The organism is Bradyrhizobium sp. dw_411, assembly GCF_018449695.1.
GTDB lineage: Bacteria > Pseudomonadota > Alphaproteobacteria > Rhizobiales > Xanthobacteraceae > Bradyrhizobium.
Genome location: NZ_JAAVUY010000005.1, coordinates 24,524 through 44,871 on the forward strand (window position 1 = coordinate 24,524; position 20,348 = coordinate 44,871).

The following is a 20,348-nucleotide window of genomic DNA, read 5'->3' on the forward strand; positions in this document are numbered from 1 at the left end:
CGCATCAACCTGATTGTACCGGGGAATGCGAAGCTTTCCTCCATCGGCGCCAGCCCGCTCAAGGAGCGATTGCGCCGACAGCGTCGCATTGCCCGGAGCAACCAATCGGGAGCAACCGATGGAGACCGGAAATGGCCGTCTTGCAGCTTCTCAGCAACTGGCTGGATGGGTTCGCGAACTATCTCGTCCGCCGCGCCGCGATTATGAGCCTGCACGAGCTCGATGACCGCGCGCTGCGGGATATCGGCCTTCACCGCACCCAGATCGATGCGGCCGTCCGCGGGTTCATCCGCCTCCCCCGGCCAAACCCGGATGGGATGACAACCTCCCCGGGCGGTGTCGGTGCTTCGATATCTTCATGGCGACAGGCATGAAGCGCGAGCACTGGAGGATGACTCGGATTTTATCGACCGGGTTTTTGTAGAAGCAGAGAAAGGACAACACCAATGCACTCGACTTATTTTGAAGCCGCCATGGCGTTCCTGGGCCTTGCATCCATCGTGATCGGCTCGCTCGCCGACCGCCTTGCGGAGTATGTGCTCAGAGAGCCCCAGGCAACATCAACCGGACGTCCGCGCACCCGCAATCAGCCGCGCCCGTTCGGCGCGTAGACGTTGCGCAAATCCAGGGGATCGTGGGCGTGACGGTCGAAATTCAGGCTCTCTTCGACATCCGACAGATGCTTGCGCATCAGGCTGACCGCCGGCGCCACGCGATGAGCTTCCAATAGCTTGATGAAGGCGCCGTGGTCGTCGTGCCAGCAACTCATGGTGCTCTGGTTTTCGTACAGGCTCACCACCAGCGACGTGCGCGCAACCAATTGCCGGACCAACCCCGCGAGAATCTCGTTCTTGGCGAGTTCGCCCAGCAGAATATGAAATTGCCCGGATGAGCGGATCGCCTCGCGCAGGCGTCCGTGCATGCGGTGCGCGGTCTCCTCCTCGACATTGCGCCGCAACGGACCCAGCGCCTCGCGCGTGGCATCCGTCGCGACAATCCGGGTGATCTCGCATTCGATCACCTTGCGCGCTTCAAAGATGGTGCGCGCCTCCGCAACATCGGGTGCTGCGACAAAGGCGCCGCGATTGGCGTGCAGCGTGACGAGGCGGTCATACGACAGCCGGTTCAGGACCTGGGCGATTTGCCGGCGCCCGACATTGAAGATTTCGCAGAGCGTCAGCTCGTTGAGCTTGGTCCCCGGCGGCAGCCGCTGATCGACAATCGACGCGAATATATGGTCGTAGACCTGGTCGAGACCGTCGGCCTTGGGCCGGTTGAAGGCATTGCTCAATCCTACCAATTTCGGCACGGCGGAAGATTTCCTAAGCATCATGCCGGAATAGTGTGCGCAAGATTGTGCGCAATCAAGACCACATATTGAGCAATAAGGATAAATTTATGCCGCACAATATGGCATGGCCTTTGCACCATCTTCAGCGTCAACAAGGGAAGGTGTCATGGCGAACAAGTCAGGTGTTATCAGCGTCGCGTCCCGGTCACGGCGTCTTTTACTTGGCGCGCTGACGCTCAGCCTGCTCGCGGCGATTGCTCCGGCCCGCGCCGAAGAAGCGGTGAAAGTATCGCTCAATGCGCCGTTCGACGGTTCCAACGCGGCATTCTTCCTCGCCGAGGAACGCGGCTATTACGCCGCCGAAGGCATCAAGCCGACGTTCGATCCATCAGGAGGATCCGGCGAGGCCGTGACCCGCATCGGCAGCGGCACCTACGAATTCGGCTTCGGCGACGTCAACGTCTTGCTCGACTTCAATGCCAAGAATCCCGCCAACGCCGGCCGCGCCGTCTACATGCTGTACTATCGTTCACCGCTGTCGATCGGGAGTTTCGCCAAGGCTGGCATTTCAAAGCCGTCCGATCTGGTCGACAAGAAGATCGGCGGATCGCTCGGCGACGGCGCCTACAAGCTGTTCCCGGCCTACGCCGCGGTCACCGGTATCAAGGCCGATTCGATCAAATGGTCCTATGGCGACCTTCGCCTGCGCGAATCCATGCTGCTCAAGGGCGACGTCGACGGCATTCTCGGCTTCGACTCGACGATGTATTTCAACCTGGTGCGTCAGGGCATCAAGCCCGAGGACATCAAGTTCCTGTACTACTCCGACGCCGGCATGGATATTTACGGCAACGCCATTCTGGCCTCGAAGAAAATCCTCACCGAGCAGCCTGGAGTCGTGAAGGGTTTCGTCAAGGCAACGGCTAAAGGCTGGCAGGATGCGATCAAGGACCCGAAGGCCGCCATCGCTGCGGTCAAGAAACGATCCAGCCTGGTGAACGAAGCCATCGAGCTCGAAAAACTTGAATGGCTGATCAAGAACCAATTGGTCACGGCGGAATCGAAGGCCGATGGTCTCGGCGGCGTGCGCGCTGAGCGGTTCGGCAAATCGGTCGCCACGGTCGCCGAAGCGTTTCAATTGCCGAACGTCAAGCCTGAGGATGTGTTCGATCCGGCCTATCTGCCGGACGCCGCGATCCGCCAACTGCCCTGATCGCCGACGTGAGACCCTTTGTCGAAATCTCCGACGTCAGCCTGACCTATCCGGGCGCGGGTGCGAACGCGACGCTCGCGCTCGAGCACGCCACGCTGTCGATCGAAAAGGGTGAGTTCGTCGCCGTCGTCGGTCCTTCGGGCTGCGGAAAATCGACCCTGCTCAAGCTGGTTTCCGGTCTGCATCTGCCGACGCGTGGCGGCGTCATCGTCGCCAACCGGGAGGTCGCCGCGCCGATCAGCATCGTCGGGATGGCGTTCCAGAATCCGGTCATGCTGCCGTGGCGCACCACGCTCGATAATATCCTGCTGCCGCTCGAAATCGTCGAGCCCCATGCCGGCCGCTTTCGCGCCAACCGCAAAAGCTACGTTGAAAAAGCCCTGGCGCTGCTCAAGGCGGTCGGCCTCGAGGGTTTCGGCGACCGCTACCCCTGGCAGTTGTCCGGCGGCATGCAGCAACGCGCGTCGTTGTGCCGGGCGCTGATCCACGAGCCGGCTTTACTGTTGCTCGACGAGCCGTTCGGCGCGCTCGATGCCTTCACCCGCGAGGAGTTATGGGCTGTTCTGCGCGACCTCTGGGCGGCGCAGCGCTTCACCGTGATCCTGGTGACGCATGACCTGACCGAAGCGGTCTATCTCGCCGACAAGGTCCACGTCTGCTCGAAACGGCCGGGCCGTATCGTGACCACTCGTAACGTCGATCTGCCGCATCCGCGCGACAAATACGCGCCGGAATTCGTCGCACTGGTCCGCGAGCTCCACGACGGCATCGCCGAGGTGCGGGCATCATGAACGAAAAGCTTGAATCCGCGATGCCATGGTTATTCGTCGCCGGCCTGTTGCTGGTCTGGCAACTCGCCTGCGTCGGATTTGGCATCCCGAACTTCATTCTGCCGCGGCCGAGTGTGGTCGCGCAGGCCTTCGTGACGCAGTTCAGCGCGATCATGGAGAATTCGTGGGATACGCTGGTGCGTACCGTCACCGGCTTCGTTCTCGCGGTGGTGCTCGGCGCCCTGCTCGGCATCGCCATCGGCTCGTCGCGGCTGATCTATCGCGGGCTTTATCCGGTGCTGATCGGCTTCAACAGCGTGCCGAAAGTTGCGGTCGTGCCGGTGTTTGTCATCTGGTTCGGCACCGGCACCGTGCCCGCCATCCTCACCGCCTTCCTCGTGTCGTTCTTTCCGATTGCGGTCAATGTCGCGACGGGGCTTGCGACCGTCGAGCCGGAATTGCTCGACGTGCTGCGCTCGCTGGGCGCGCGCAAGCGGCAAATCCTGATCAAAGTGGGACTGCCGCGATCCCTGCCCTATTTCTTTGCCTCGCTGAAGATCGCGATCACGCTTGCCTTCGTCGGCACCATCATCTCCGAGACCGTCGCCAGCAGCAGCGGCATTGGCTATTTGATGATGGCAGCGACCGCCAATTTCGACACGCCTTTGGTATTTGCCGGCCTGTTCGTGATCGCGGCATTGGGCATCATCATGTACGCAATCTTCGCCGTCGTCGAACAGCGCATGACTTTCTGGGCGAAACGCGGCGACGGATTAATGACGGGATGACATCATGAGCACCTTCGATCTCGTTATCTCCGGCGGCACGGTCGCAACGGCCGGCGGCGTCACGCGCTGCGATGTCGGTATCACCGGCGGCCGCATCGTCGCGCTGGCTGAACGCCTGACCGGCGGCGAACGCACGATAGATGCCACGCACCGGCTGGTGCTGCCCGGCGGCATCGACGCGCATTGCCACCTCGATCAGCCACGCGCCAAGGGATTGGCGTCGGGCGGCGCGATCATGGCGGATGGTTTTGAGACCGGCTCACGTTCGGCTGCGTTCGGCGGCACCACCACGATCATCCCCTTCGCCGTGCAGCACCGCGGCCAGTCGCTGCGCGCGGCCGTCGCCGATTATCACCAGCGTGCCACCGGCAATTCCTATCTCGACTACGCCTTTCATATGGTCGTCTCCGACCCGACCGCGGCGGTGCTGGGCCAGGAACTGCCGGCACTCGTGAAGGCCGGTTATACTTCGCTCAAGGTCTACATGACCTATGAGGCGATGGTGCTGTCCGACCGGCAGATTCTCGACGTGCTGGCGACGGCTCGCGATCTCGGCGCGCTTGTCATGATCCACGCCGAGAACTTCGAATGCCTGACCTGGTTGACCGAGCGACTGGAAGCCGCCGGCAAGACCGAACCGAAATATCACGCCACGTCCCGGCCGATGGCGGTCGAGCGGGAAGCGACACATCGGGCGATCACGCTGGCCGAGATTGCCGATGTGCCGATCCTGATTGTGCATGTGTCGGGACGCGAGGCCGCCGACGAAATCCGCCGCGCCAAGGCGCGCGGCCTCAATATTCGCGCCGAAACTTGCCCGCAATACCTGCTGCTGACCGAGGCCGATCTCGACTTGCCGGATTTCGAGGGGGCCAAATGCATGTGCTCGCCGCCGCCGCGCGACAAGGCCAGTCAGGCGGTGCTGTGGCAGGGGCTGAAGGACGGCCTGTTCGACATCTTGTCGTCGGACCACGCTCCCTATCGCTTCGACGCCGGCGGCAAGAAGCTGCATGGCATGAAGGCTTCCTTCCGCAAGGTCGCCAACGGGCTGCCGGGGCTGGAAACCCGCGCGCCGATTTTGTTTTCCGAAGGCGTGGTGGCCGGCCGCTTCGATATCGAGCGTTTTGTCGCGCTCAATTCTGCAAATGCCGCGAAGATCTATGGCATTTATCCGCGCAAGGGCACCATTGCCGTCGGCGCCGATGCCGACATCGCGATCTGGGACCCCGAAAAGAAGGTTGTGATCCGCAATGCGGACCTGCATCATAATGTCGACTACACGCCATTCGAAGGCATGACAGTGCAAGGCTGGCCAATCACGGTGTTATCGCGCGGCGACGCCATCTGCGATGGCGGCGTGCTGCATGGCGTGAAGGGCCGAGGACAATTCCTGGAGTGCGGCCCGCCCGAACCGGTGACGCCCCCTAAAGGAGGCCTCGCATGGACCTAGGGCTCGCCGGCAAGCGTGCATTGGTGCTCGGCGGCAATCGCGGCATCGGCCTCGGCATCGCCAGGGTGCTCGCTGACGAAGGCGCCGACGTCCTGATCGCCGCGCGCGATATGGAGCGGTTGGCGGCGGCGGCGACCGAACTGCGCGCAACGGCGCGGGGCAAGATCGCCAGTGCCGAAATCGATCTGCAGCAATCCGCCGGGCTTGCCGGCTTTGCCGAAGAGATCACGAAGTCCTTCGGTCCGATCGACATCCTGATCAACAATACCGGCGGGCCACCCTATGGCGGCGCCAGCAACCGGCCGCTGAATGAATGGCGTGACAGCTTCGACGAAATGGTGGTGAGCATCATTGCGCTGACCGACGCACTATTGCCCGGGATGCGCGCACGGCGCTGGGGCCGTATCGTCACGGTGATTTCGTCGGGTGTCATGCAGCCGATCCCGATCCTCGCCATTTCCAACAGCCTGCGCGCCGCGGTCGTCGGCTGGTCGAAGACGTTGTCGAGCGAGGTGGCGGCCGACGGCGTCACTGTCAACATTCTGGTGCCCGGCCGCATCGATACCGAACGGGTCCGTCTGACCGACACGGCGGTTGCGGAGAAAGAAGGCCTTCCGATCGACAAAATTCAGGCGCGATCTTTCGCGGCCATACCGCTGGGACGCTACGGCTCGACGGCAGAAATGGGCGCGGCGGCGGCTTTTATCTGCAGCACCCAGGCCAGCTACATGACCGGGACAATGGTCCGCATCGATGGCGGCATCGTGCGATCATGGTAAGCGCGCAGGCCTCCTCGCATGAATTGCGGCTCGCCGCGCGGCGGCGTGATTTCTCCGGAATCACCGCCGGACATGCGCCGGGCTATGTGCAGGCCAATCTCGTGATCCTTCCGGCGCAGGACGCCGCCGATTTCGTCGCGTTCTGTCATGCCAATGCGCAGGCCTGCCCGGTGCTGGCCGTCGGCGAACCCGGCGACTGGCATCTGCCGACGCTCGGATATGACATCGACGTGCGAACCGATCTGCCGAAATATTGGGTCTACCGGGCCGGCGAGCCTACCGAAGGCACAACCGATATTTCCAGACTCTGGCGAGACGATCATGTCGCGGTCGCGATCGGGTGCTGGTTTTCCATGGAGGATGCGCTGGCGCGCGCCAATGTGCGGATGCGCCACATCGAACGAGGCATCCAGGGGTCGCTGTTCCGCACCACGCGCGACACCGTCGCGGTCGGCCGCTTCGGCGGGCAACTTGTGGTTTCGATGCGGCCTTTTGCGGCGCGCGATGTCACGACAGTCAAGAACATCACCAGCCGCTTTAGCCGCGTTCACGGCGGCCCGCTGCATATCGGCGATCCCGAGACACTCGGCATTGCCGACATCGCACGACCAGACTTCGGCGAATTGCTGCTGCCGTTGCCCGGTGAAGTCGCGATGTATTGGGGCTGCGGCCTGACCGCGCTCGCAGCGCTGGAGCGATCGGGCATTTCGCATTTCATTACCCACGCCGCCGGGGCCATGCTGGTCACGGATGTGAGAAACGATGAACTCCAGGATTAAGAAGATTAGGGTGTTCTGATGAATTTGACGCGCAGCGCCATTCGACTGACCGATAACGGAGCCCGGGTCCTGCTCGATGCAGCTATCGAGCACGCCCGGGCGATGGGCGTGCCCCAATGCATCTCGATCGTCGACGAGGGCTGCAACCTCGTCGCCTTCATCCGGATGGACGGCGCGCGAATTCTGAGCATTCCCTCATCGCAACGCAAGGCCATGACCGCCGCGACCACGGGCAAGCCGACCGGCGGGATCGATCCAGCTATCGAACTCAAACTGGCCATCGCCACCGACGGTGACATGGTCAATCTGCGCGGTGGACTCCCTATCATCGTCGAGGGACAAGTGATCGGCGGTATCGGCGTCGGCTCCGGGCATGGCGACCAGGATCATGAGGTGGCTAATGCCGCGCTGGCGAAATTTGCGGGCGCGCTCACATTCTGATCCGTTGAAACCCATTGGAGCCTCAAAGCTCGCTCAAAACGCCCATTTTCCGCCGGCACAACTTGTCTCCCATCGGCAACAGCGCGGCCTCAATCGTCAACCAGTGTCGCCCAGTCCAAGCCGAGTGACGTCCAGACCAAGCCGATTTTGGTGGACGTACTAAAAAGGGCCTCAGATTCGAGTGAGGACCGCATGAACAGATTTGCTATAGCGATTTTAGTTGCATCATTTGGCGCCACTTCGGCGCTCGCGGCCGATCTGCCGGTGCGGACCTATACCAAGGCGCCTGTCTATGTGGATCCCGGCTACAATTGGACCGGCTTCTATATCGGTCTCAATGGCGGCTATAGCTGGGGCAATGCATCGAACACGATCGTCACGACCGTGCCGCTGGCCTCAGCTTCGCAGCACATGGATGGCTGGGTATTTGGCGGTCAGGCCGGTTACAACTGGCAGTTCAACCGGAGCTGGGTGTTCGGCCTCGAGGGTGACATCGACGCGACCGGGCAGGACGGCACCGGGTTGTTCGGGCCAAGCACGACGGCAGTAACGGTTGTTCCGCCGATCGTCGGCGCCCTTGCTCTTCCGACAAGGACAACGACGACAACGGCGACGGGCTCCCTTGAGGAGAAGCTGTCGTGGCTGGCAACTTTCCGCGGCAGGATTGGTGTGCTGCCGAGCGATCGCGTGTTGCTGTATGTGACAGGCGGTCTGGCCGTCGGTGAGGTCAAGACGACCGCCGGTGCGACAACGACCACCACCACGGCGCTGAGCTTTGGTACACCGCCCGGCCCCACTTCCGTGTCCTCGCTTGCCGCTTCCAGTTCCACGCAGGCCGGCTGGACCATCGGCGCCGGTGTGGAAGGCGCGATCGGCGGCAACTGGACCGCCAAGCTCGAATACCTCTATGTGGATCTCGGCACTGTCAACAACACGTTCGCCGGCACGGCCCCCTTCGCGCCTGTTACCGCCAGTGCGCACGTCACGGACAATATCCTGCGCGCCGGCGTGAATTACCGCTTCGGCGCCCCCGTCGTCGCGAAATATTGAGAGCTGAATGCAAATCCGGGATCGGCGCTATTGCCGTCCCTTGTCACCGCGTTTTATCCCTGAACCGGGTCTCGCAACGACGCGACTAAGCTGTGCTGGAAGCAACAGCGCATCAGGGGTTGACGGAATGCCAGACGACGAAATGAAGAGACTTCGGATATCAACCGAAGCCTTTCATGAAGATGGTGGCGTTGAGGCGTTCCGTGAAATTTTCGGCCGCCAGATTCTTGGTATCGAGATCGATCCGCTCGAAGGACATCCGCTCGATATCAATTTGACACTGCGGGCGATCCCGGGCTTCGCCATGGCTGCGGGATCCGTGTCGCCCACGCGTAACCAGCACACGACAGCCCTTGTCGACAATGACGATGTCGTCCTTGTCGTGATGCAGAGCGGAACGGGCGAAGTGAACCAGTATGGCCGCATTGCCATGGTCACCGAAGGCGAAGCCGTTCTCACCGCCAATGGCACAGAGGCCACCTTTACCGGGCACACCCCGACGCGAGTGATCAATTTCCGGCTCAGCCGGAATCTGCTGACGCCCTATATCAGCGATCTCGACGCGCTGGTGGCGCGGCCGATCCCGAAGGACAATCGCGTGCTGCAGCTCCTGGTCGGCTATGCGACCATGCTCAACAATCAGGCCGAACTTGCGACGCCGGAACTCCGTCACATGGTCGCCACGCATATGCACGGCCTGGCGACCCTGTTGCTGGGAGGCGCTGGCGACCTTGAACTGCCGGAGCAAGGCTTGCGGGCCGCGCGGCTAAAGGCGGTCAAGGATCATATTCTCGCGAAGGTCGCACAACACGATCTGTCACTTGGCGATGTCGCGCGAAGCCAGCAAATCTCCGAGAGTTATATCCGCCAGTTGCTGGCGGAAACCGGGACCACGTTCACGGATTTCGTTCTCGGCAGCCGTTTGGCGCGCGCGCATCGCATGCTGCTCGATCCCCACTACGCCGACCGCAGCATCAGCGCGCTCGCCTATGAAGCCGGATTCGGCGATCTGTCGTATTTCAATCGTACGTTCCGCCGCCGCTATGGCGCGACGCCGTCGGATATTCGACGGACCGGGCAACGCCCGAAGGGCGGATAATTTCCGTCGCCACAGGCGAATCAAGCCGGCGATTTTCGTGTCGCCAGTGTGCGCGCGGCGATCGCGAGCGCCAGCATCAATAGCGTCGAGGCCAGCAGGAACGGTGCGCCCGGCAATTTCATCGGTGCCTGGCCGCCGATGAAGTATGCGAAGATCAGCGTAAACAGAAACGGTCCCACAAGTTGCGCCACGCTTTGCACGCTGGTGGTCGCACCCTGCAACTGTCCTTGCTGATCCCCGGCCACCAGTTGCGTCATCAGCGCCTGGCTCGCCGCACCCGCAAGGCCCCACAGCGCCATCACGGGAATGCCTAGCCAGAACAATGGCCCCGTCGGCGCCACACCGAAAATCAGAAAGCCTGCGGCGCCGCTGCCCAATCCCAGCAGCAGCGCGCGGCGCTCGCCGATGCGCCGCACGATCGGACCGATGCCGGCGCCCTGCACCACCATCGCGCAGATGCCGACCAGAGCCAGCGTCAGGCCGACGATTTTGGTGTCCCAGCCATACCGATAGCTCGCGTAGAGCACGAAGGTCGAGGGCAGCACGACATGCGCCAACTGCGCGAAGAAATTCGTGATCGACAATCCAGCGAGAACCCGATCGCTACGCAACAGATGCAGCGCGCCGAGCGGATTGGCGCTCTTCCAGCGGAACGGTGAGCGGCGATCTCGCGGCAGCGATTCCGGCAAGATCAGCAATCCATACAGCGTGTTGGCGAAGCTCAAGCCGGCAGCGACCCAGAATGGCAGCCGCGGATCCGCATTGCCAAGCAGACCGCCGATCGCGGGTCCGACAATAAATCCCGCGCCGAACGCCGCGCCCACCTTGCCGAACACCGCCGCACGCCGTTCCGGCGGCGTGATGTCGGCAATGTAGGCGAACGCGGTGGAGACACTGGCCGAGGTAATGCCCGAGATCACCCGGCCGATGAACAGCCAGATCAGCGACGGCGCCAGCGCCATCAGGACATAATCCAGCGCAAGCCCGAAATTCGACAGCAGCACCACCGGCCGCCGGCCGAAACGGTCCGACAGGCCGCCGAGAATCGGCGAGAAGATAAACTGCATCGCCGCCCAGGCGGTGCCGAACAGGCCGAAGATCCGCGCGGCGCTCGCGGTGTCATTATCGACAAAACTTTCGACGAGCTTGGGCAGGATCGGCATGATCAGGCCGAGCGCGAACATATCGAGCAGGATGGTGACGAAGATGAACGCTACCGCCGCATTGTGTACCGGCGGCGCACCGACATCGGCGCGCGCCTGTTCGCTCACGACGGCCTCTTGCGCTTATGCGCAAACGGATTGGCCTTCTCCCGCAGCGAAATTCGCACCGGCGTGCCCGGAAGCTCGAAAAACTCGCGCAGGGAATTGACGAGATAGCGCAGATAGGATTGCGGCACAGCATCCGCGCGCGAGCAAAACAGAATGAAGCTCGGCGGCCGCGCCTTGGCCTGGGTGATGTAATTCAACTTCAATCGACGGCCTGAAACCGCCGGCGGCGGATTATTATCAACGGCCTGCTCGAACCAGCGATTAAGCGATGCGGTCGGCACCCGCCGGTTCCACACCGCATAGGCTTCCTGGATCGCGGTCATCAGCCGGTCAATGCCCTCGCCCATCAGCCCGGACACCGCGACGATCGGCATGCCCTTGACCTGCGGCAACAGATGGTCTGCGTCGGTGCGCAGCGCCGAGAGCAGGCTGGTCTGGCGTCCCATCAAATCCCATTTGTTGACTGCGATCACCAGCGCGCGGCCCTCGCGCTCGATCAAATCGGCAATCCGCAAATCCTGTTCCTCGAACTTGTTCTGCGCATCCATCATCAGCACGACGACCTCGGCGAAGCGCACCGCGCGCAGCGCATCCGCCACCGAGAGTTTTTCCAGCTTTTCCTCGATCCGCGAGCGGCGCCGCAGGCCCGCGGTATCGAACACGCGGAAATCCCGGCCCTGCCAGGTGATTTCGACGGAGATGGAATCGCGGGTGGTGCCGGCCTCGGCGCTGGTCAACAGCCGCTCCTCGCCGAGCAGATGGTTGATCAGCGTGGACTTGCCGGCATTGGGGCGGCCGACGATCGCGACCCGAATTGGCCGCTTGGAGATATCTTCATCGGGATCGATGACGTCGTCATCGTCGAACTCTTCCAACTCCTCGGCCGGTTCCGGCATCAAGCCGCGCAACGCGTCGTAGAGATCGCTGAGGCCCTCGCCATGTTCGGCCGAAATCTGGATGGGATCGCCGAGCCCCAGCGCGTAGGATTCCATCGCGCCGGCATCGCCCTGTTTGCCTTCGCTTTTGTTGGCAACCAAAATCACCGGCTTGTTGGCGCGGCGCGCGAAATCGGCGAAGGCGCGGTCGTTCGGCGTCAGGCCGGCGCGCGCGTCGACCACAAACATCAGCGCGTCGGCGAGTGCGATCGCGGTTTCGGTCTGCTCCTGCATCCGCGCGGTCAGCGAGCCCTTGGCGCCCTCGTCGAGACCGGCGGTATCGATGATCGTGAATTCGAGATCGCCAAGGCGCGCCGCGCCTTCGCGGCGATCGCGCGTGACGCCGGGTTCGTCATCGACCAGCGCGAGCTTCTGCCCGACCAGCCGATTGAACAGCGTCGATTTTCCGACATTGGGCCGGCCGATAATGGCAATCGTGAAGGGCATAAAAGATCCATGCGCGCAGAATGTTCTTTACAACGCGCGGGTCAAAGAGACGAGAGGCTGAAATTAACGCGTGAAGGTACCGCCTGGCAGTGGCGCGGGGAACGGCGCGGCGGATTGTTGCGTCGGCTGCGCAGGCTGCCCGGCGGGGGCAGATTGCGCGGTCGGCTGATCAGGCGGCGGCGCGGTGGTGCGCTGGCGGACGATTTTCTTGGGTTTCGGTGCGGGCGGTGCGGCTGCGGCCGCATCTTCCTCGGTCCCGCCAGCGGGGGCTGCGGCGGGGTCCGCTGCCGTATCAGCAGCCGGCGGTTTCTTGGCTTTGGCGCCGCGCTTGGGCTTTTCCGGCGGCTGTTGTGGCGGCGGCGCAGCGGCCGCGGCGGCGTTCTGCTGATCGATCTCCTGCTGCGACGCGCCCTTGTAGAGGCTCTTCGGCACGCCCTGTTCCAGGCCCGGCACGCCCTCGGGGAATACCGGCTTGCGTTCGCCCGCCAGCTTTTTCTTGGTGTCGAGGAAATCCAGCATATCGCTTGGATCGAAGCTGGAGATGCCACCGCCAGAGCAGCCGGCCAGCGCGCCTGTGAGCGCGATGAGGACAGCAGCAGCGATCAGACGTTGCGAGCGGCGCATGGTCGACTTCTCATTCAACTCGTTGTTCGCCGTCAGCTCTTCGCGACCGGCGGAAGCAAGGCCTGCAGCGCTTCGGCGCGCGAACGCAGGCCCGACGGCGTCTCGCCGTCATTGGCAATCAAATCCAGCCATTTGCGCGCCGCCGCATTGTCGTTGGCGCGCCAGGCCGACAGCGCCAGCAATTCCCGTGCGCTATGGCGAAAGGTCGCCGTCGGCGTCGTCGAAGCCTCAAGGCGCTGGAGCATGGTGGGATAGGTCGCGGTTTCCAGCAGCAAACCGCCGGCGCGAACCTTGGCCAGATCCTGCTCTACCGCGCCGATGCTGCGATCGACCGAAATATCGTCGTACATCTTGACCGCCGCCTGCGGATCCCGGCTGCCGACTTCAGCCGCTTCGCGCAGCCGCGCCAGCATGCGGTAGCCCGCGGGCGCTGTTGCCGCCAGCTTGCCGAACGCCGCTTCGGCCTCGGCGTGCTTGGCCTGGTCGGCGAGTTCGACAGCGGCGTCGAAAGCCTTGCCGGTCTCGACCGCCTTCTGCATTTGCAGATATTCATAGCCGCGCCAGCCGCCGACCGCAGCCACGATCAGCAGCGCGCCGGCGACGATAAAGATCGAATACCGGTCCCAGATCTGCTTGAGCTGGTCGCGGCGGACGTCCTCGTCTACTTCATCAAATAATTCAGACACTTAAAGATATCCCGTCCCCGATAGGCCGCCCCAAAACAAGGCTTTGCCCCAAACCTGATCCCCGCGTGGCGGCGGCGATACCCTAGCGATATGGCGCTGGCAAGGCAAAGCCGGGCCTATCAAAGCGTTAACGATCGGCCGGCCCCCCGGAACCGGTTCCAGCCGTCGCCTGCCCCCGCCCTCGCGGCCCCTCTCTATCGGCTTTTCAGCCCTTGGCCTTCATCCCGTAGACATGTTCCGGCCCCGGGAAAGCCCGCGAGCGCACGTCGGTCGCATAACCCTCGATCGCGGCCTCGATCATCGGGCCGAGATTGCCGTAGCGGCGGACGAATTTCGGCGCCCGCGGTGACAGCCCCAGCATATCCTCGAGCACCAGGACCTGACCATCGCAGGCGGCGCTGGCGCCGATGCCGATGGTGGGAATGTCGATGGTCTCGGTGATCTTGCGGGCGAGCGGTTCGGCGATCGCCTCGACCACCACCGAGAACGCACCGGCCTGCGCGACCGCGCGCGCGTCGTTCTCGATCGGCTCCCAACTGCCCTCCTCGCGGCCCTGGGCGCGAAACGAGCCGAGCGTGTTGATCGACTGCGGCGTCAGACCGATGTGACCCATCACGGGAATGCCGCGATCGCTGAGAAACGCGATGGTCTCCGCCATCCGCTCGCCGCCTTCGAGCTTCACCGCGCCGCAAAGGGTTTCCTTCAGGATCCGTACCGCCGAGTGAAACGCCTGCTCCTTGGAGGCTTCATAGGACCCGAAGGGCATGTCGACCACGACCAGCGCCTGCTGCGAGCCGCGCATCACGGCATGGCCCTGCAGGATCATCATATCGAGCGTTACCGGCACCGTGGTCTCGAAGCCGTGCATGACGTTGCCCAGGGAATCGCCGACCAGAATCACGTCGCAATAGCGATCGACCAGGGCCGCGGTATGCGCGTGATACGAGGTCAGCATTACGATCGGCTCGGCATTCTTGCGGGCGCGGATGTCAGGCGCGGTCTTGCGCTTGATCGTGGACTGAACTGACATGTTTAAGCTCCTACGACGGGAACGCCGATCACGACGGGATGAAACGCAAAGGCCAGCGCCAGATAGGCGATCAACCCGACGACCACCGCAATCATGTCGTTGCCGGGACCTCCGACCGGAATGGAAGGCGCACCGGTGTCGGCCCGGTGCTTGAGCGAGATCCGGTCGAATACCGCCCAGCCCAGGAACGAGCCGAACAGGATGATCGACCCGAGATCGCCATTGGCGAGCAGATGCGCCGCCGCCCACAACTTGATCCCCGCGAGCATCGGATGCTTCAGCGTGCTGTAGATACGCCCGCGAATGAAGGCTGCCACCACCAGAATCACGGCCGGCAGCATCAGCGCCACGGTGATGTGCTTGAGCGCCTTCGGCGGATACCAGACGTCGATCCAGCCGAACTTGCGATAATGGGCAAAGCCCCAGATGATCAGCGCGAGGCCCGCCAGCGACACCAGGGCATAGAAGATCTTGTAGCCGCCCTCGCCCATCGCCGCGACCACGCGCGCGCGCCGATCGCGCTGCGCCGGCAGCGTGTGGATGCCGAGAAACAGCACCAGGCCCAGGATCATCACGAGCAGTCCCAAGATGTCCTCCATTGCAGGGCCGACTTTGGAGGGATCGGGTACCACTTTAGGGGCGCGGACTGCAATGCGCCAAAAGCACAGATCAGTCCTGTCCGCCTGGCGCCTTATCCACTTCGCTTGAAACCGCCCTAATCGGCAAACGCCTTGCCGGCGGCGGAGAGAACATTGTCATTAGGCTGCCTGGCGCAATAGTCGGACAGCGCCTTGGTCTTCTCGGTGAAGTTCGCCGGGTCGAGGACGGAGGAATTTTTCTGGTGTCCGAAATAGCCGCTCAACCAGAACAGGAATGGACCGCGATCGGATGCCGGGGTTCTCTGCCAGAACTGCTCACAGCTCATCGTCGAAAAGTCTACCGCCTGCACCGCCGGCGTTGCCGCTGATGCCCCCTCGCAGGTGACGAGCATGGCGGCGCAGCAAAGTGCGATCACGAACTTCATGGCATTTCTCTCCCGTTGCCCGGTTTTGTCCGGAGACGCGGAAATTTGCGCCGTTTCGCTCATCCTAGCGCGACGACCCGGCGTTGCAAGTCGGGTCGTTGCTATCGAGCGACGGATTGGGATTGGGATGAAGTTCACAAGGCAATATCGAGATCCTCCGATGTGTATCGCACATCGGGTTTCTCGTATTATCGGGTCTCGCCTTTGGTCGGCGTTGCTTCGGGCGTCTGCGTTCCGCCAGACTTCGGGACCACCGTATTCTTCAAATTGGTATCGGCCATATCGGGCTTGTACTCGCCAACCGTGGAATCAGTCGTGATTGCCTTACACTCGAGCGAATAGATCAACTCGCCTTTCGCAGTTTGGCCGATCGGGGGACAGCTCTTAAGCGCCGCGGGGTCTGCACCCTTGTTTTGAGCGAAGGCGGAAGTGGACAGCAGCAATAACGCGGCAGCTAATTTGTACATTATGTCCTCCCGGGAATTTGATTATATCAAATCACAACAACCGCAGACGCGGCTGGTTCCCCGGGAAACGGTTTCTACAGAGCTTCCCGCGGGTTTCACGGCGTCGCGGACTTCTTGTCCAGCTCGCGGTTATCGACGTAGCGGATCGCGATCGGGCGGCCGGCGAGTGCGCCGCCGAGGCTGTCGGTGAATTTCAGTGGCACGCAGGCGTCGAGCGAGGCGTTGATCGCCTTGAGATAGGTATTGCGCACATCCATCGGCGCGCCCGCGGTGGCAAAGGTGATGCGCGGGGGGCCGATCATGTTGCCGGAACGCTTGAAGCTGAAGCGTACCGTCATCTGCATGCCCTCCTTCGCGGAGTCAGCCTGCGGCGGTGTCCAGCAGGAGCGCAATTGCGCAAACAGGTCGCCGATGCTGTCGAGATCGTGGTCGGGCTTCTGATATTTAGGCGCGTCATCCTGAGAGGGCACGGTCTGGATCGTAAGCTGCAGGTTCTCGCCGTAGGGATAATCAATGTCGGGAATACACGGCCCGTGATTGAAAACGCTGCAGAAGGTCGGCGTGCACGGCCGCCCATCCAGCACGCTGCAGGGCGAATGCGAAAACGGGACCGGATTGATTTGATGGCGATGCCGCGCGCTGGCGTTTCCCGCGATCAATGCAGCGATGACGATGAGACCGAACCCGATGCGACGCAGCATGATACGAGCCCTCGGTGGCGATACGACCTAGCTTGTAAAGTGAGGCGATCAGCGGCTGGTATCAAGCCCGGCAGCGTTCACATCCGCGCGCGTTCACGCCTTCTTCTTCACGTCCTTGACGCTGGAAAACACGATGCCTTCGGCGCGTTCCTTGGTGTAGCCGAGATAGAATTCGTTCTTGGCCAGAAACACCGGATCGCCGTCGACGTCGTCAGCGACGCCGGAGCTGTTAGCCGCCACGAACGTATCGAGCTTCTTGCGATCATCGGACGAAATCCAGCGCGCCAGTTGAAATTCCGAAACCTCGAATTCCACCGGCAGCGAATATTCGGCGTCGAGCCGCGCCTTGAGCACGTCAAGCTGCAATGGGCCGACCACGCCGACCAGCGCCGGCGCGCCGTCGCGCGGGCGGAACACCTGCACCACGCCCTCTTCCGACATCTGCTGCAGGGCTTCCTTGAGCTTCTTGGCTTTCATCGCGTCGGTGAGCCGCACCCGGCGCACGATTTCCGGCGCGAAGCTCGGCACGCCCACAAAAGTGAGGTCCTCGCCTTCGGTCAGGGTGTCGCCGATCCGCAGCGTGCCGTGATTGGGAATGCCAACGACATCACCGGCAAAGGCTTCATCGGCCAGCGCACGATCCTGTGCGAAAAAGAACTGCGGACTCGACAGCGACATGTTCTTGCCGGTGCGCACCAGCTTGGCCTTCATGCCGCGGGTGAGCTTGCCCGAGCACAGCCGCGCAAAGGCGATGCGGTCGCGGTGGTTCGGATCCATATTGGCCTGGATCTTGAAGACGAAGGCGCTCATGCGCGGCTCCGATGCTTCGACCTTGCGCAGATTGCTGTCCTGCGCGCGCGGCGGCGGCGCATAACGGCCGAGCCCTTCGAGCAGATCGCCGACGCCGAAATTACGCAGCGCGCTGCCGAAATAGACCGGTGTCAGATGGCCCTCGCGAAACGCGTCGAGTTCGAACGGCTTGCACGCTTCCGAAACCAGCGCCAGCTCTTCCTTGATCGCGCCGACATCGAGATTGGCGTTGCGGCCGGCGAGATCGGCGATGTCGATCTGTTGCGCCGCGCCGGTCTTGGCGCCGCCGCCTTCGAGCAGGCGCACGCCGCCGGTGGCGATATCGTAGGTGCCGAGGAAATCGCGGCCGCGGCCGACCGGCCAGGTCATCGGCGTGGTGTCGAGCGCCAGCGTCTTTTCGATCTCGTCCAGCAGATCGAACGTGTCGCGGCTCTCGCGGTCCATCTTGTTGATGAAGGTGATGATGGGAATGTCGCGCAGACGACAAACCTCGAACAGCTTGCGGGTCCGCGCCTCGATGCCCTTGGCGGCGTCGATCACCATGACCGCGGAGTCGACCGCCGTCAGCGTGCGATAGGTGTCCTCGGAAAAGTCTTCGTGGCCCGGCGTGTCCAGAAGGTTGAACACCTGACCTTCGAATTCGAATGTCATGACCGAGGTCACGACCGAAATGCCGCGCTCGCGCTCGATCTTCATCCAGTCGGAACGGGTATTGCGGCGCTCGCCCTTGGCCTTGACCTGCCCGGCCAGATTGATGGCGCCACCAAACAGCAGCAGCTTTTCGGTCAGCGTGGTCTTGCCGGCGTCAGGATGCGAGATGATCGCAAAGGTCCGGCGCCGCGCGACTTCAGCGGCGAGCGGCGAGCGGGACGGCGATTCGGTCGATAGTGCGAGGTCGGACATCAGTGAGGCCATGGCAGGGAAACCGGGCCGGATCAAGGAGGATCGGCGCAACTTCATATAAGAATTGCCAAGCCAAACTCCAATCGAGGGGATGTCCGGCTAGTGCAGCAACAGCACCGCCCAATAGGCCAGCGCCGCGACGCCGGCCGAGGCCGGGATCGTGATCACCCAGGCATAGACGATCGAACTGGCGACGTTCCAGCGTACCGCCGAGACCCGCCGCGCGGCGCCGACGCCGACGATCGCGCCGGTGATGGTATGCGTGGTCGAGACGGGAACCCCGAGCCAGGTCGCGATGAACAGCGTCGCGGCGCCGCCAGTCTCGGCGCAAAATCCCTGCATCGGCGTCAGTTTGGTGATCCGCAGGCCCATGGTGCGGACAATGCGCCAGCCGCCCATCAGCGTGCCCATCGCCATCGCGGCCTGGCAGGCCAGCACTACCCAAAACGGCACGAAAAAATGTTCGCCGAGCTGGCCCTGCGAGAACAGCAGCACCGCGATGATGCCCATGGTCTTTTGCGCATCGTTGCCGCCATGCCCCAGCGAATACAGCGAGGCCGAGGCGAATTGCAGGATGCGAAAGGCACGGTCGACCGCGAAAGGTGTCGAGCGCGCCGAGGCCCAGGACACGATCGCAACCAGCACCAGCGCGAAAAGAAATCCGACCAATGGCGACAGCACGATCGCGAGCAGCGTCTTGGTCAGTCCACTCCAGACCGCCGCCGACAACCCGGCCTTGGCCATGCCGCCCCCGACCAGTCCCCCGATCAAGGCGTGCGAGCTGGAGGATGGAATGCCCAGCGCCCAGGTAATCAGGTTCCAGACGATGGCGCCGATCAAAGCGGCGAAGATCACCTGCACATCGATGATGGCGGGGTCGATGATCCCGGTGCCGATGGTCTGCGCAACGTTGAGGCCGAACACCAGAAAGGCGACGAAATTGAAGAACGCCGCCCACAGTACCGCATATTGCGGCCGCAACACCCTCGTCGAGACGATGGTCGCGATCGAATTGGCGGCGTCATGCAATCCGTTGAGGAAGTCGAACAATAGCGCGACCGCTATCAATCCGACCAGAACGGGAAGACCAAGCGTGGCATCCACTGCGCAGCCCTGCCCTATACCTGTTCGATGACGATGCTATTGATCTCGTTCGCGACGTCGTCGAACCGGTCGGCGACCTTCTCCAGATGATCGTAGATTTCCGCGCCAACGATGAAATCCATCGCATTGGCGTCGCGGTGCTTGAGGAATAGCTCCTTGAGGCCGATGTCGTGGAGATCGTCGACCCGGCCCTCCAGCTTGGTCAGTTCCTCGGTAATCGCGGTCAGCATCGCGACATTGTTGCCGATCGATTGCAGCAGAGGCAGCGCGCGGCCGACCAGATTGGCACATTCGACCAAGAGCGTTCCGATTTCGCGCATCGGCGGCTCAAAGGTCCGCACCTCGAACAGGATGACCGCCTTGGCGGTTTGCTGCATCTGGTCGATGGCGTCATCCATCGACGTGATCAGGTTCTTGATGTCGACGCGGTCGAACGGCGTAATAAAAGTCCGGCGCACCGCGGTCAGCACTTCGCGGGTGACGTTGTCGGCATCGTTCTCGAATTGGTTGACGCGCTGACAGAATATCGGTGTTTCATCGCCGCCGCGCAGCATGCCCTGCAGCGCCAGCGCCCCCTGCACCACCGTCTGGGAGTGCCGGGCGAACAGCTCGAAAAACCGCTCTTCCCTGGGCAAAAAATAACGAAACCAGCGCAGCATTTGTTAGGTCCATATCGCGGAAAAGAC

24 protein-coding genes are annotated in these 20,348 nt (G+C 62.6%); 11 read left to right on the top strand and 13 right to left on the bottom strand.

The annotated features are described in order from the left end of the window. The first annotated feature begins 131 nt into the window (after positions 1-131). Complete coding sequence (locus tag HB676_RS09355) at positions 132-374, top strand: DUF1127 domain-containing protein (RefSeq protein ID WP_213737502.1); 243 nt, start codon at positions 132-134, stop codon at positions 372-374. Positions 375-446: 72 nt separating this feature from the next. Next, positions 447-611, top strand: coding sequence for a hypothetical protein (locus HB676_RS09360; RefSeq protein ID WP_213737503.1), 165 nt, complete (start codon positions 447-449; stop codon positions 609-611). On the opposite strand, the gene HB676_RS09365 is transcribed toward HB676_RS09360, so the two are convergent. Continuing rightward, the gene (locus HB676_RS09365) at positions 587-1,309 is read right to left on the bottom strand and encodes a GntR family transcriptional regulator (RefSeq protein WP_213737504.1); all 723 of its coding nucleotides are present in this window, start codon (positions 1,307-1,309) and stop codon (positions 587-589) included. The genes HB676_RS09360 and HB676_RS09365 overlap by 25 nt on opposite strands. Before the next feature lie 148 nt (positions 1,310-1,457). Between HB676_RS09365 and HB676_RS09370 the strand changes: the two genes are divergently transcribed. From HB676_RS09370 to HB676_RS09410, 9 genes are all read left to right on the top strand, one after another. After that, positions 1,458-2,504 (top strand): ABC transporter substrate-binding protein, encoded by a 1,047-nt coding sequence (locus tag HB676_RS09370; protein ID WP_213737505.1) that lies wholly within the window; start codon positions 1,458-1,460, stop codon positions 2,502-2,504. A gap of 8 nt (positions 2,505-2,512) precedes the next feature. After that, entirely contained in the window at positions 2,513-3,295 is a 783-nt protein-coding gene (locus tag HB676_RS09375; protein ID WP_213737506.1) for an ATP-binding cassette domain-containing protein, read from the top strand. Continuing rightward, positions 3,292-4,062 carry an ABC transporter permease gene (locus HB676_RS09380; protein ID WP_213737507.1) on the top strand — a complete coding sequence of 257 codons (771 nt, stop codon included), beginning with the start codon at positions 3,292-3,294 and terminating at the stop codon, positions 4,060-4,062. The genes HB676_RS09375 and HB676_RS09380 overlap by 4 nt, the downstream gene beginning before the upstream one ends. Before the next feature lie 4 nt (positions 4,063-4,066). Beyond that, positions 4,067-5,512 carry a dihydropyrimidinase gene (gene hydA, locus HB676_RS09385; RefSeq protein WP_213737508.1) on the top strand — a complete coding sequence of 482 codons (1,446 nt, stop codon included), beginning with the start codon at positions 4,067-4,069 and terminating at the stop codon, positions 5,510-5,512. Continuing rightward, positions 5,503-6,291, top strand: a complete 789-nt coding sequence (locus HB676_RS09390) for an SDR family oxidoreductase (RefSeq protein ID WP_213737509.1) — start codon at positions 5,503-5,505, stop codon at positions 6,289-6,291. Before hydA ends, HB676_RS09390 begins: the two co-directional genes overlap by 10 nt. Then, positions 6,285-7,070, top strand: a complete 786-nt coding sequence (locus HB676_RS09395; RefSeq protein ID WP_213737510.1) for a DUF1445 domain-containing protein — start codon at positions 6,285-6,287, stop codon at positions 7,068-7,070. The genes HB676_RS09390 and HB676_RS09395 overlap by 7 nt, the downstream gene beginning before the upstream one ends. An 18-nt stretch (positions 7,071-7,088) precedes the next feature. Further along, positions 7,089-7,511, top strand: a complete 423-nt coding sequence (locus HB676_RS09400; protein WP_213737511.1) for a heme-binding protein — start codon at positions 7,089-7,091, stop codon at positions 7,509-7,511. 192 nt (positions 7,512-7,703) lie between these two features. Continuing rightward, on the top strand, positions 7,704-8,561 hold the full coding sequence (locus tag HB676_RS09405) for an outer membrane beta-barrel protein (RefSeq protein WP_213737512.1): 858 nt from the start codon (positions 7,704-7,706) through the stop codon (positions 8,559-8,561). Between the two features lie 127 nt (positions 8,562-8,688). Further along, on the top strand, positions 8,689-9,660 hold the full coding sequence (locus HB676_RS09410) for an AraC family transcriptional regulator (protein WP_213737513.1): 972 nt from the start codon (positions 8,689-8,691) through the stop codon (positions 9,658-9,660). 20 nt (positions 9,661-9,680) lie between these two features. Here the strand turns inward: HB676_RS09410 and HB676_RS09415 are convergent, their stop codons facing one another. From HB676_RS09415 to HB676_RS09470, 12 genes are all read right to left on the bottom strand, one after another. Further along, positions 9,681-10,931 (bottom strand): MFS transporter, encoded by a 1,251-nt coding sequence (locus tag HB676_RS09415; protein ID WP_213737514.1) that lies wholly within the window; start codon positions 10,929-10,931, stop codon positions 9,681-9,683. Beyond that, positions 10,928-12,313 (bottom strand): ribosome biogenesis GTPase Der, encoded by a 1,386-nt coding sequence (gene der / locus HB676_RS09420; protein WP_213737515.1) that lies wholly within the window; start codon positions 12,311-12,313, stop codon positions 10,928-10,930. The genes HB676_RS09415 and der overlap by 4 nt, the downstream gene beginning before the upstream one ends. A 63-nt stretch (positions 12,314-12,376) precedes the next feature. Continuing rightward, the gene (locus HB676_RS09425) at positions 12,377-12,937 is read right to left on the bottom strand and encodes a hypothetical protein (RefSeq protein ID WP_213737516.1); all 561 of its coding nucleotides are present in this window, start codon (positions 12,935-12,937) and stop codon (positions 12,377-12,379) included. 32 nt (positions 12,938-12,969) lie between these two features. Continuing rightward, positions 12,970-13,623, bottom strand: coding sequence for a tetratricopeptide repeat protein (locus HB676_RS09430; RefSeq protein ID WP_213737517.1), 654 nt, complete (start codon positions 13,621-13,623; stop codon positions 12,970-12,972). A gap of 205 nt (positions 13,624-13,828) precedes the next feature. Next, entirely contained in the window at positions 13,829-14,653 is an 825-nt protein-coding gene (gene panB, locus HB676_RS09435) for a 3-methyl-2-oxobutanoate hydroxymethyltransferase (RefSeq protein WP_213737518.1), read from the bottom strand. Positions 14,654-14,655: 2 nt separating this feature from the next. Beyond that, positions 14,656-15,240, bottom strand: a complete 585-nt coding sequence (locus HB676_RS09440) for an NnrU family protein (RefSeq protein WP_213737519.1) — start codon at positions 15,238-15,240, stop codon at positions 14,656-14,658. Positions 15,241-15,368: 128 nt separating this feature from the next. After that, positions 15,369-15,677 carry an HdeA/HdeB family chaperone gene (locus HB676_RS09445; protein ID WP_213737520.1) on the bottom strand — a complete coding sequence of 103 codons (309 nt, stop codon included), beginning with the start codon at positions 15,675-15,677 and terminating at the stop codon, positions 15,369-15,371. A 188-nt stretch (positions 15,678-15,865) separates the two neighbouring features. Further along, a complete protein-coding gene (locus tag HB676_RS09450; RefSeq protein ID WP_213737521.1) occupies positions 15,866-16,144 on the bottom strand; it encodes a hypothetical protein in 279 nt (92 codons plus the stop codon). A 95-nt stretch (positions 16,145-16,239) separates the two neighbouring features. Then, on the bottom strand, positions 16,240-16,845 hold the full coding sequence (locus tag HB676_RS09455; RefSeq protein ID WP_213737522.1) for a hypothetical protein: 606 nt from the start codon (positions 16,843-16,845) through the stop codon (positions 16,240-16,242). 93 nt (positions 16,846-16,938) lie between these two features. Beyond that, on the bottom strand, positions 16,939-18,558 hold the full coding sequence (locus HB676_RS09460; RefSeq protein WP_213737843.1) for a peptide chain release factor 3: 1,620 nt from the start codon (positions 18,556-18,558) through the stop codon (positions 16,939-16,941). Between the two features lie 99 nt (positions 18,559-18,657). Beyond that, on the bottom strand, positions 18,658-19,662 hold the full coding sequence (locus HB676_RS09465; protein WP_213737523.1) for an inorganic phosphate transporter: 1,005 nt from the start codon (positions 19,660-19,662) through the stop codon (positions 18,658-18,660). A gap of 14 nt (positions 19,663-19,676) precedes the next feature. After that, positions 19,677-20,321: a DUF47 domain-containing protein gene (locus tag HB676_RS09470; RefSeq protein WP_213737524.1), complete on the bottom strand. Its 645-nt coding sequence runs from the start codon at positions 20,319-20,321 to the stop codon at positions 19,677-19,679. Between the last annotated feature and the right edge of the window lie 27 nt (positions 20,322-20,348).

Coding starts and splice junctions, on each gene's coding strand:
- panB (WP_213737518.1), bottom strand. CDS start 14,653: ATGTCAGTTCAGTCCACGATCAAGCGCAAGACCGCGCCTGACATCCGC.
- der (WP_213737515.1), bottom strand. CDS start 12,313: ATGCCCTTCACGATTGCCATTATCGGCCGGCCCAATGTCGGAAAATCG.
- HB676_RS09395 (WP_213737510.1), top strand. CDS start 6,285: ATGGTAAGCGCGCAGGCCTCCTCGCATGAATTGCGGCTCGCCGCGCGG.
- HB676_RS09460 (WP_213737843.1), bottom strand. CDS start 18,558: ATGTCCGACCTCGCACTATCGACCGAATCGCCGTCCCGCTCGCCGCTC.
- HB676_RS09390 (WP_213737509.1), top strand. CDS start 5,503: ATGGACCTAGGGCTCGCCGGCAAGCGTGCATTGGTGCTCGGCGGCAAT.
- HB676_RS09455 (WP_213737522.1), bottom strand. CDS start 16,845: ATGCTGCGTCGCATCGGGTTCGGTCTCATCGTCATCGCTGCATTGATC.
- HB676_RS09400 (WP_213737511.1), top strand. CDS start 7,089: ATGAATTTGACGCGCAGCGCCATTCGACTGACCGATAACGGAGCCCGG.
- hydA (WP_213737508.1), top strand. CDS start 4,067: ATGAGCACCTTCGATCTCGTTATCTCCGGCGGCACGGTCGCAACGGCC.
- HB676_RS09410 (WP_213737513.1), top strand. CDS start 8,689: ATGCCAGACGACGAAATGAAGAGACTTCGGATATCAACCGAAGCCTTT.
- HB676_RS09355 (WP_213737502.1), top strand. CDS start 132: ATGGCCGTCTTGCAGCTTCTCAGCAACTGGCTGGATGGGTTCGCGAAC.
- HB676_RS09370 (WP_213737505.1), top strand. CDS start 1,458: ATGGCGAACAAGTCAGGTGTTATCAGCGTCGCGTCCCGGTCACGGCGT.
- HB676_RS09405 (WP_213737512.1), top strand. CDS start 7,704: ATGAACAGATTTGCTATAGCGATTTTAGTTGCATCATTTGGCGCCACT.
- HB676_RS09360 (WP_213737503.1), top strand. CDS start 447: ATGCACTCGACTTATTTTGAAGCCGCCATGGCGTTCCTGGGCCTTGCA.
- HB676_RS09450 (WP_213737521.1), bottom strand. CDS start 16,144: ATGTACAAATTAGCTGCCGCGTTATTGCTGCTGTCCACTTCCGCCTTC.
- HB676_RS09470 (WP_213737524.1), bottom strand. CDS start 20,321: ATGCTGCGCTGGTTTCGTTATTTTTTGCCCAGGGAAGAGCGGTTTTTC.
- HB676_RS09380 (WP_213737507.1), top strand. CDS start 3,292: ATGAACGAAAAGCTTGAATCCGCGATGCCATGGTTATTCGTCGCCGGC.
- HB676_RS09425 (WP_213737516.1), bottom strand. CDS start 12,937: ATGCGCCGCTCGCAACGTCTGATCGCTGCTGCTGTCCTCATCGCGCTC.
- HB676_RS09445 (WP_213737520.1), bottom strand. CDS start 15,677: ATGAAGTTCGTGATCGCACTTTGCTGCGCCGCCATGCTCGTCACCTGC.